Origin of the sequence: Nonomuraea sp. SBT364 (assembly GCF_001083785.1) — a bacterium.
In the GTDB taxonomy this organism is placed as follows: domain Bacteria; phylum Actinomycetota; class Actinomycetes; order Streptosporangiales; family Streptosporangiaceae; genus Nonomuraea.
Genome location: NZ_LAVL01000242.1, coordinates 1 through 10,175 on the forward strand (window position 1 = coordinate 1; position 10,175 = coordinate 10,175).

Genomic DNA, 10,175 nt, shown 5'->3' on the forward strand with positions numbered 1-10,175 from the left:
CCCCACCGACGCCTCCCCCGCCGCCCGCAGGCGCGAGCAGCGCGGCTGGTACTTCTACGACTGGGCCAACTCCGCCTTCTACACCACGGTCATCTCGGTCTTCCTCGGCCCGTACCTGATCCCGGTCGCCAAGACCGCGGCGTGCGCCAAGGACTTCCCGCAGGTCGCCTCCGCCACCTGTGTCGAGACCTTCGACCAGCTGGCCGCGGCCAACCCCGGCCTCGGCTACGTGGACGTGCTCGGCATGGACATCCGCCCGGCCGCGTACTTCGGGCTGATCACGACGGCCGCGGTGCTGCTGCAGATCGTCTTCCTGCCGATCGTGGGCGCGCTGGCCGACCACACCGGCCGCAAGCGGGAGATGCTCGGCGGCTTCGCCTACGCGGGCGCGCTGGCCGCGATGGGCCTGTACTTCGTCGAGGGCGACCGCTACCTGCTGGGCGGCGTGCTGTTCGTGATCGCCAACCTGGCCTACGGCTCGTCCGTCGTGGTCTACGACTCGTTCCTGCCGCAGATCTCCACGGCCGAGGAGCGTGACCGGGTCTCCTCACGCGGGTGGGCGATCGGCTATCTGGGCGGCGGCGTGCTGCTGGCGCTCAACCTCGTGCTCTTCCTCAACTACGAGAGCCTCGGGCTGGAGCAGGGCCACGCGGTGCGCATCGCCATGATGTCGGCCGGGTTGTGGTGGGCGACCTTCACGATCGTGCCCCTGCTGCGGCTGCGCAACCGGCCCGTGCCCGCCCACGAGCACACCGCGATGGCCTCGATGGGCGGCAGCTTCCGCCAGCTCGGCCGCACCCTCAGGGAACTGCGCAAGTATCCGCTGACGCTGCTGTTCCTGGTGGCGTACCTGGTCTACAACGACGGCATCCAGACGGTGATCGGCAACAGCGCGGCGTTCGCCTCCGAGGCGCTCAAGCTTGATCAGACGGTGCAGATCACCGCGATCCTCATGGTGCAGTTCGTGGCGTTCTTCGGCGCGCTGCTGCTCGGCAGGCTGGCCAGGCGGTTCGGCACCAAGAACACCGTGCTGGCGAGCCTGGTGGTGTGGACCGTCATCGTCATCACGGCGCTGTTCGTACGGGAGGGCGAGGCGACGCAGTTCTACCTGATGGCGTTCGCGATCGCGATCGTGCTGGGCGGCAGCCAGGCCCTGTCGCGCTCGCTGTTCTCCCAGGTGATCCCGAAGGGGCGGGAGGCGGAGTATTTCAGCCTGCTGCAGATCAGCGACAAGGGCTCGGCCTTCATCGGCTCGCTCACGATCACCATCACGCTGCAGTTCACCAACAGCTACCGCATCGCCATCCTGTCGATGATCGTCTTCTTCGTGCTCGGTTTCGTGCTGCTGGCCATGGTCAACCTGCCCAAGGCCATCCGCGCCGCCGGCAACGAGGTGCCCGCGAGGATTTAGGGCATGCCGTGCTCCCTCAGGAGGAGCTGCCACCGTCGGAGAGCTCGAGCCGGGCGAGCTCGCGGCGGGAGGTGACGCCGAGTTTCGGGTAGGCCCGGTAGAGGTGGTGTTCGACGGTCCGCCGGCTGAGGAACAGCCGCGCGGCGATCTCCCTGCTGGTGTGCCCTTCCGCCGCCAGCCGGGTGACCTGCAGTTCCTGCGGCGTCAGCCGATCCAGGAGGCTCGGCCCGGCCGGCCGGGCGGGTGCCGCCGACGCTCCGGCGGCCCGCAGTTCGCTCCGGCTGCGCTCGGCCCACGGCCGGGCGCGCAGCTCCTCGAAGATCCGCAACGCCGTCATGAGGTGTTCGCGGGCTTCGGGGGCGCGGTGGTCGCGCCGGAGCCACTCGCCGTACAGCAGCTCGGTCCGGGCCCGCTCGAACGGCCTGCCACCCTTGCCGTGCAGGGTCACCGCACGTTCGTACAGCTCCTGGGAGCCGGTGAGCAGAGCGCGGCAGCGCAGCGCCACCGCCTCCGCCCAGGGTTGCCGGATCGCGTGGGCCCACGCCTCGAAGCGGCGCAGCGGTTCCGCGGCCCGGTCGGCCGCCCCGAGCCGTACGGCCGCCTCGATCAGGTCAGGCATGGACGTGGTCAGCACCGTGACGTGGTGTCCCGGCCCGGCGTGGGCGGCTTCGAGACGCCGCAGGGCCGCCTCGTCGCGTCCCAGCCCCAGATCGAGAAAGCTCAGGGCGCAGGCGGCGGCCACACGGCTGGTGTCGGCCGCGTCCGCGACGAGCTTCCGGCACCGGGCCTCGTCTCCTTCGGCCGCGGCGATCCACGCGAGTGCCACCTCGATCTCGTCCAGACGCCGGCGCATGCCGGTGTCCCGGGCGATCGTGATGGCCTCGTCCGCGACCGCCGCGGCGTCCTGGTGGAGGCCGGCCCGGAACAGTGCGCTGCAACGGTTCTGCAGGATCTTCGGCAGACGGCCGATGAACCCCTGCCTCCGGTATTTCTCGATCTCCGCCGCGGTGAGCTCCAGGACCGCTTCGTCGTCGCCGAGCAGTGTCGCGGCGTAGATGGCGTGGATCCGGTCCGGATCGCCGTCCCCGGCGCGGATCCGCCGTACGTACCGGTCGAGCCGGCGCACGCCGGCCGCGTAGTCCTGCTCGACGAGCAGCGCCATTCCGGTCGCCGCGTCATCGGGCAGGCCCAGGGCGTCGAGCTGTCCGGCGGCGGTGTGGACCATGCCGGGTTCGCCGGAGAACCAGCCGTAACCCGCGGCGAGCCGGAGCATCTCGGCCGCGTGCTCCCGTCCGGCTCCGGCGGCTCCGTCGACGAGCAGGGCGGCCGCGCGGCCCGGGGCCTCCCGTTCGAACGCGACCGTGGCACGGACGCGGGCGACCCGGGCCCGGTGCGATCCGTCGACGGCCGTGTTCCCGGCGTCGATCGCGAGGGTCTCGGCGTGGTCCACGTCTCCCGCGGCGAGGGCCTGTTCGGCGGCTTCCGCCAGGCGAACGGCCCGGCGGCGCTGGTCCGGGGTGAGCCGGGCGGCCCGCTCGTACAGCTGGGCGGCCGAGGCGTACGCTCCCCGGGCGTGCGCCCGGCCGGCCGCCTTCGCCAGGTCGGCGGCGACCGTCTCCCGTGGCTCCGTCGTCGCGGCCGAGAGATGCCGCGCGCGCAGATCCGGGTCGTCCACCGCGTCGGCCAGGGCCGCGTGGACGGCGAGCCGGCGGCTGGGCGCGACCGCGTGGTAGGCGGCGTTCCGGATCATCGGATGACGGAAGACGACCCGATCTGTCGTGATGCAGACCAGTCCCGCCTGGTCCGCTCCGTCGAGATCCCTCAGATCCACGCCGAGAGCGCGACCGGCCGTCACGAGGGTGGGCAGATGCCCTCGGTCCTCGGCGGCGGCGAGCGACAGCATGGTCCGCGTGCGCGGGGTGAGCCCGGCGATCTGCGCGTGGAACAGGCCCGTGAGCCGCTCGGGCACCGGCAGGGGCGCCGCCGGTTCCGGCTGTACGGCAGGAGAGGCCGCGAACTCGACCAGCGCCAGGGGGTTGCCACCCGATTCGGCGATGATCCGCTCCACGAGCGCCGGGGGGAGCGTCCGCGCGGCGAGCACCCGCGCCGCCTCCGCGTCGCTCAGCCGAGAGAGGTGCAGCTCGGCGAGACCCGCGGCGTCGAAGGCGCCGGTACGGGCCGAGAACACCATGACCACGCCCTCCGCGGCGAGCCGCCTGGCGGTGAACAGCAACGCCTCCGTCGTGGCGCGGTCGACCCAGTGAGCGTCATCGACGAGACACAGCACCGGCTGCCGGTCGGCGAGCTCGGTGACGAGGGTGAGCACGGCGAGAGCGTTGCGGAACCGGTCCACCCCGGTGGCGCTCCCCGTGCCCAGCACCGCCCGCAGGGCATCCGCCTGAGCCTCGGGAAGGGCGCCGATGTGCTCCTGGACGGGCCAGAGCAGCTGAACCAGGCCCGCGTACGCCAGATCGGTCTCGCTCTCCGCACCAGTCACCCGCAGGATGCGCAAGCCGCGCCGGGCGGCGGTGGAGGCGGTCCAGTCCATCAGCGCCGATTTGCCGATCCCGGGCTCCCCGCGGATCACCACCGCGCCGCTCCGCCTGCTCGCGGCAGCGACCAGGAGTGCCTCAAGAGCCTCCTGCTCCGCCGCCCGCCCGTACAGCACCGGCCCTCCGTCAGTAGGTGTCAGTACCCATACGTAACTCTGCTGGGATGGCCGCAATTCCGTAATTTCTACCGATTCGGAGGATGCAGCCTGGTCCTTACCGTCTCTGCCATGACTGTCACGCGAACCAGGCCGACCCGGTTGATCGGGTTGACGCTCGCCCTGCTGGCGTTCTCCAACTTGATCACCTCGCTCGACTTCACCATCATCTATGTCGCCCTCCCGCACATCGGGCAGGACATCGGGTTCTCCACGCACGGCCTGCAGTGGGTGGTCAGCGCCTACGCCGTCTTCTACGGCGGGTTCCTCCTGCTGGGCGGGCGGATGGCCGACCTGCTGGGGCGGCGCCTGATACTGAACACCGGACTGCTCCTCTTCGGCGCGGCCTCGATCCTCGGCGCCCTGGCCACCTCCCCGGCGCCGCTGATCATCGCGCGGGTGACGCAGGGCATCGGTGCGGCGCTCGTCTTCCCCGCGACGCTGTCGCTGGTGAACACGGTGTTCGCCGAAGGCAGGGACCGTAACCGGGCGCTGATGTGGTGGGCGCTGGCCGGAGCGGGCGGACTCAGCCTGGGGGCGCTGCTGGGCGGCCTGCTCACCCACGCCTTCGGCTGGCAGGCCGTGTTCTGGGTGAACCTCCCGCTGGTGGCGGCCGCGCTGATCGGCACGTTCACCCTTCTCGACGCCGACCGTCCGCAGGTGCGCGGCTCGTTCGACATTCCCGGGGCGATCACCGGAACCCTCGGGGCCACCCTGCTGGTGTTCGCCATCGCCCAGGCCGGCGAGGCCGGCCTCACCCCGCCGGTGGCCGTGGCCGGTGTCCTCGCGCTGCTGTTGCTGGCCGGGTTCGTGGCGATCGAGGCGCGCAGCCGGTCCCCGCTGATGCCGCTGCGCCTGCTCGCCAACCGCAACCTCAGTGCCGGCACCCTGGTGATCATCCCGTTCGGGGCGGCCATGAACACCGTCATGTTCTTCCTCACCCTGTACTTCCAGGACGTGCTCGCTTACACCGCGCTCCAGGCCGGGCTGGCGTTCCTGGCGATGTCACTGGTCATCGCCGCCGGGGACTTCTTCTCCGAGCGGCTCATGCACCGGTTCGGAACCCGTACGACACTGATCATCGGGCTGGGCGCCGGGGTGATCGGCAACGTGCTGCTCGCCGCCGCGATGGGCTCGGGGGGCTCCTTCACCGCGCTGCTTCCCGGCGTCGTCGTCTACGGACTGGGGATGGGCATCGTCTTTCCCGCCATGTTCGCCGCCACCGGCACCGGCGTGGCCGATCACGAGCAGGGCACCGCCAGCGGGATGGCGTCGACCGCCTTCCAGGTGGGCATCGCCACCGGCCTGGCCGTCCTGGTGGCCGTCGCCACCGCGTGGGGGCTGCCCGCCGCGGTCTACACCGCCGCCGGCGGCACCGTCCTCGGCCTTCTCGCGGCCCTCGCCCTGCCGGCCCGCGGGCAGGCGCAGACGTCCTGACGGAGATGGCCCTGACGGAGATGGCCGCCGATCAGTCCGCATTCCCGCGCACGGATGTCCGCCCCGCTAGGGAGCGGCCAGGACCATCGTGCCCGGCCCCTGCGCGGCGCCGGGGCCCCGGACGGCCAGCACTGTCTCGGCGTTGGCCTCGCCGCCGCAGTGCGGGCACGTCACGACCGGGCTGAACTGCTGCCCGCACGAGTGCACGAGCAGCGCCGGCGGGCCGCCGGGCGGCGTGGCCCACCGGTCGCCCCACGCCATGAGCGTGATGAGCGCGGGCACGATGTCGCGGCCCGCCTCCGTCAGCACGTACTCGTGGCGCGGCGGCCGGTCCTGGTAGGGCTGCCGCTCCACCACCCCCGCCGCCACCAGGTGGTCCAGCCGCCTGGTCAGCAGGTTGCGCGAGATGCCCAGATCCTCGGCCAGGTCGTCGAACCGGCGCACGCCGAGGAAGAGGTCGCGCAGGATGAGCGGCGTCCAGGGCTCGGCGACGACGCCGACGGCCTGGGCGATGGAGCAGTGCATCTCCCCGAACCTGTTCACGGGCCCAGCATATGGGGTTGATAAAGTGAACTCATGTCAGTTCACATTCAGGACTCACCAGCGCGGGCGTACCGCGAAGCCGGCGAGGCCGGGGATCTCGACGCGCTGATGGCCACGCTCGCGCCGGACGCGGCCTTCCACTCCCCGCTGAGCGCCACGGCCGGCTTCACCGGCGAACGCGACCTGCGCGAACTGTTCGGGGTGGTGCTCGGCGTGGTGCGCGGCATGCGCTACCACACCGACGTGGGCGACGACCGCGTCCGCATGCTGGCCGCCACGGCCCGCGTGGGCCGCCAGGAACTGGAGGAGTCGGCGCTGCTGCGCTTCGGCGAGCACGGCCTGGTCGAAGAGATCACGCTGTGGGTGCGGCCGCTGCCGGGCCTCACCGCCCTCATGGCGGCCATCGGCACCGGCCTCGCCCGGGGCCGCCGGGGACTGCCGCTGCTGGTGGGAGCCGCGACGGGCACGCTGCACGCGATGACCCGCGCCGGTGACAGAACCCTGGTGCCCCTGCTGACCAACCGCAGCTCGTAGGCGCCGCGCCCAACTGCTAGCCCGATGCGCGATTGGATCACCCCGCAGGTGGGAATCCCATCACGGTACCAAGCGTTACACACCGTGGGAGACAGACCCCCCACGCATGGGGGCCCTGTAGGAGGCATTGAAACATGGGCGAGCGCGCGCTTCGTGGCACCCGGCTCGGGGCAACCAGCTACGAGAACGACCGTAACACGGATCTGGCCCCCCGCCAGGAGGTGTCCTACACCTGCCCCAAGGGCCATCGCTTCGAGGTTCCGCTTGCCGCCGAGGCCGAGATCCCCGCGACCTGGGAGTGCCGCATGTGCGGCGCCACCGCGGTTCGGGTCGACGGCGAGCAGCCGGAATCGAAGAAGACGAAGCCCCCGCGGACACACTGGGACATGCTCCTGGAGCGGCGGTCCATCGAAGACCTGGAAGAGGTGCTCAACGAGCGGCTGGCGGTCCTGCGGGCCCAGCGTCGCAAGAGCGCCTGACGACCTCTCACGGTGAAACCCCCGGGCTGACCGCCCGGGGGTTTTCTCTGTCCGGCGCCGGGTCAGTTTTCCCGGGTCAGTCTTCCCGGATCACTTCGCCGTGCACGACCTTGCCGGGCTTGCCGTGCTCCCCGGGCCGCTCCCCGCCGGGCCCGCGCTCCCCGAACTGCCCGGGCCGGCGCGGCGCCGCGTGCGGCGGGTCCGCCGGCACCGCGCCCGGCTGGGCCGCGAAGAGGTTCGCGTACGGCGAGGCCGCCGCCATCTTCTTCACGCGCCGCTGGAAGAAGTACGCGCCCAGCCGCCGCATCATCGGCCGGGTCATCGGCAGGATGCACAGCATGCCGACCACGTCGCTGAAGAAGCCGGGCGTGAGCAGCAGCGTGCCGCCCACGACGATGAGCCCGCCGTCGGCCAGCTCCCGCTCCGGCATCCGCCCCGACTGCAGCGCCTCCTGCAGGTTGCGCCACGCCTTGCGCCCCTCACGCCGGATCAGCCACGAGCCCAGCAGGCTCGCCGCGACGAGCAGGCCCACCGTCGGCCAGCCGCCGATGACCGCCCCCACCTGGATGAGCAGCCAGATCTCCAGCATCGGCACCAGCAGGAAGGCCAGGAATAGCACAAGCCGCATCGTTCGCCCTCGATTCCGCACACGTCTACACCACGGACAACGCCCGGCGGCCCCGATGCGTTCCGCTCAGGCCCACCCGGACGGACGGCCCTGTTCATCGGACGGGCGGCCCGGCCGCGCGTCCGCCCGTGCGCGCGGACGGCTCAGCCGCGCCGCCTGCGCATCCGGGCGGGCAGGCCGGTGACGCCCCACTGGGCGATGCGCCAGAACGCCTCCCCCATGACCCGGCCGCTCATCTTGCTCGTGCCGACCGTGCGCTCGACGAACGTGATCGGCACCTCGGCCACCCGCAGCCCGTGCCGGGCGGCCCGCAGCGTCAGGTCGACCTGGAAGCAGTAGCCCTGCGACTCGACGTCGGCCAGCCCGATCTTCTCCAGCGTGGCCGCCCGGTAGGCGCGGAAGCCCGCCGTGGCGTCGCGCACCGGCAGGCCCAGCATGAGCCGTGTGTAGACGTTGGCGCCCCGCGACAGGAACTCGCGGGAGGCGGGCCAGTTCATCACCCGGCCGCCCGGCACGTAACGCGAGCCGATGGCCAGGTCGGCGCCGTCGGCCAGCGCCTCCAGCAGCTTGTGCAGCTCCTCGGGCTGGTGCGAGCCGTCGGCGTCCATCTCGACCAGCACGTCGAAGCCCTCGTCCAGCCCCCACCGGAACCCGGCGATGTAGGCGGCGCCCAGGCCCTGCTTGGCCGGGCGGTGCAGGACGTGCACGTGGTCGTCGCCGGACGCGAGCTCGTCGGCGATCTTGCCGGTGCCGTCGGGGCTGTTGTCGTCGGCCACCAGCAGATGCGCGCCGGGCACCGCCGCCCGCAGCCGCTCGGCGATCCTCGGCAGGTTGTCGCGCTCGTTGTAGGTCGGGACGATGACCAGCACCCGCCCGAGAGTCTCCATCGTCAGTCGTTCCCCATCCGGTCGTCCCGCCGCCTGCGCCACACGGCGACTCCGACGGCCGCCGCTGCCATAACCATCAATGCCCACTCCGGCACCGCGCCGACCCTCGTGGCGATCGTCTGTTCGGTGCGTACCGGCACCGTCACCACGGTCTGGTCGGCCACGAGCTCGCGAGTCTGCCAGGAGACCCTACCGTCCGGTGTCACGTACGCGGAGATCCCGGTCGTGGCGGCGGTGACCACGGCCCTGTTGTGCTCGACGGCGCGCAGCTGCGACATGGCCAGCTGCTGCGCCGGCAGGTTGGACAGCGCGTAGGTGGCGTTGTTGGTCTGCACCACGAGCGGGGTGCCCCCGGCCCGTACGGTGCCGCGCACGGTGTCGTCGTAGGCCACCTCGTAGCAGTTGACGGCGCCGATGGTGACGGGGCCCAGCCTGAGGTCGCCGGGCCGGTCGCCGGGGATGGACTGCCTGCCGACCAGCGCGGCCCGGTCCCACAGGGCGAACACGAGCTCCTTGAACGGCGTGTACTCGCCGAACGGGACCAGGTGCTGCTTGTCGTAGTGGGCGCCGGGGCCGGTGACCGGGTCCCACACCAGGCTGCGGGTGGCGCGGTGCTCGTCGCCGATGGCCACCACGGCGCCGACCAGCGTGGGCACGCCGACATCCTTGATCGACTCGTCGATGGTCCGGTAGGCGGAGGCGTCGCGGTAGGGGTCGATGTCGGTGGAGTTCTCCGGCAGGACCACGATGTCGGGCTTGGGCAGCTTGCCGTCGCGGACGGCCTGGGCGATGCGCCTGGTGCCGTCGGCGTGGTTCTTCAGCACGATGGCGGGCTCGTCGCCGAAGATGTCGAGGCCGCGGCCGGGCACGCTGCCCTGCACGATGCCGACGTTGACGGTGCGGCCCTCGTCGCCGGGGCGCGGCACCGCCAGGCCGAGCAGGGGCACGGCCAGCGCGAGCGCCAGCGGCACCGCGGCCCGCCGCAGCACCGCCGCCCGGCGCAGCCCGGTGCGCGGCCGTACGAGCGCGTAGGCGAGCAGCGAGCCGCACAGGGCCACGGCGAACGACACCAGCGGCGCGCCGCCCAGCGCGGCGTACGGGGTGAACACCGACTCGCCCTGGCTGAAGGCCACCCGCGCCCACGGGAACCCGCCGATCGGCACCAGGCCGCGCAGCCACTCCATCGCCACCCACAGCGCGGCGAACCACAGCGGCCACCACTTCAGCCGGAACACCAGCGCGGCCGCCGCCGCCATGGCCGCGTAGAACAGGCTCTCGACGCCGACCAGCATCAGCCAGACGTCCTCGCCCACCGTCCGCACCCAGGCGAGCGCCGGCACCAGGAACACCAGCGCGCCCAGGTAGCCCAGCCAGGCCGCCCGCCGGGGCCGCGCCCCGTACAGGGACGCGACGATCAGCCCGAGGCCCAGCGGCGCGCACGGCCACCACCCGAGCGGCGGGAACGCCAGAAAGAGCCCGCCTCTTTTACACATCTGACGCTGCCGACGAAGAGGGTAGTGTAAAGTGTGGTGGGGTCCGGATGAATTAA

General features: G+C 72.0%; 9 protein-coding genes. 4 read left to right on the plus strand and 5 right to left on the minus strand.

The annotated features are described in order from the left end of the window. Positions 1-1,411, plus strand: a 1,411-nt coding sequence (locus ADY59_RS44655; RefSeq protein ID WP_049576614.1) for an MFS transporter, incomplete at its 5' end; no start/stop codon positions are given. A gap of 16 nt (positions 1,412-1,427) precedes the next feature. On the opposite strand, the gene ADY59_RS44660 is transcribed toward ADY59_RS44655, so the two are convergent. Further along, the gene (locus ADY59_RS44660; protein WP_049576617.1) at positions 1,428-4,079 is read right to left on the minus strand and encodes an ATP-binding protein; all 2,652 of its coding nucleotides are present in this window, start codon (positions 4,077-4,079) and stop codon (positions 1,428-1,430) included. 111 nt (positions 4,080-4,190) lie between these two features. On the opposite strand from ADY59_RS44660, the gene ADY59_RS44665 reads away from it, so the two are divergent. Then, positions 4,191-5,555 carry an MFS transporter gene (locus ADY59_RS44665; RefSeq protein WP_156326129.1) on the plus strand — a complete coding sequence of 455 codons (1,365 nt, stop codon included), beginning with the start codon at positions 4,191-4,193 and terminating at the stop codon, positions 5,553-5,555. A 66-nt stretch (positions 5,556-5,621) separates the two neighbouring features. Here ADY59_RS44665 and ADY59_RS44670 read toward each other — a convergent pair whose 3' ends face one another. Beyond that, positions 5,622-6,098: a winged helix-turn-helix transcriptional regulator gene (locus tag ADY59_RS44670; RefSeq protein ID WP_231619190.1), complete on the minus strand. Its 477-nt coding sequence runs from the start codon at positions 6,096-6,098 to the stop codon at positions 5,622-5,624. 33 nt (positions 6,099-6,131) lie between these two features. Here ADY59_RS44670 and ADY59_RS44675 point away from each other — a divergent pair, with 33 nt between their 5' ends. Then, the gene (locus ADY59_RS44675) at positions 6,132-6,632 is read left to right on the plus strand and encodes a nuclear transport factor 2 family protein (RefSeq protein ID WP_063780980.1); all 501 of its coding nucleotides are present in this window, start codon (positions 6,132-6,134) and stop codon (positions 6,630-6,632) included. 134 nt (positions 6,633-6,766) lie between these two features. Next, positions 6,767-7,111, plus strand: coding sequence for an RNA polymerase-binding protein RbpA (locus tag ADY59_RS44680; RefSeq protein ID WP_043625492.1), 345 nt, complete (start codon positions 6,767-6,769; stop codon positions 7,109-7,111). Between the two features lie 76 nt (positions 7,112-7,187). Here the strand turns inward: ADY59_RS44680 and ADY59_RS44685 are convergent, their stop codons facing one another. From ADY59_RS44685 to lnt, 3 genes are all read right to left on the minus strand, one after another. Continuing rightward, positions 7,188-7,739: an FxsA family protein gene (locus ADY59_RS44685; protein WP_049576624.1), complete on the minus strand. Its 552-nt coding sequence runs from the start codon at positions 7,737-7,739 to the stop codon at positions 7,188-7,190. Between the two features lie 143 nt (positions 7,740-7,882). Beyond that, positions 7,883-8,626 carry a polyprenol monophosphomannose synthase gene (locus tag ADY59_RS44690; protein WP_049576627.1) on the minus strand — a complete coding sequence of 248 codons (744 nt, stop codon included), beginning with the start codon at positions 8,624-8,626 and terminating at the stop codon, positions 7,883-7,885. 2 nt (positions 8,627-8,628) lie between these two features. Next, positions 8,629-10,119: an apolipoprotein N-acyltransferase gene (gene lnt, locus ADY59_RS44695; RefSeq protein ID WP_049576630.1), complete on the minus strand. Its 1,491-nt coding sequence runs from the start codon at positions 10,117-10,119 to the stop codon at positions 8,629-8,631. Positions 10,120-10,175 lie beyond the last annotated feature (56 nt).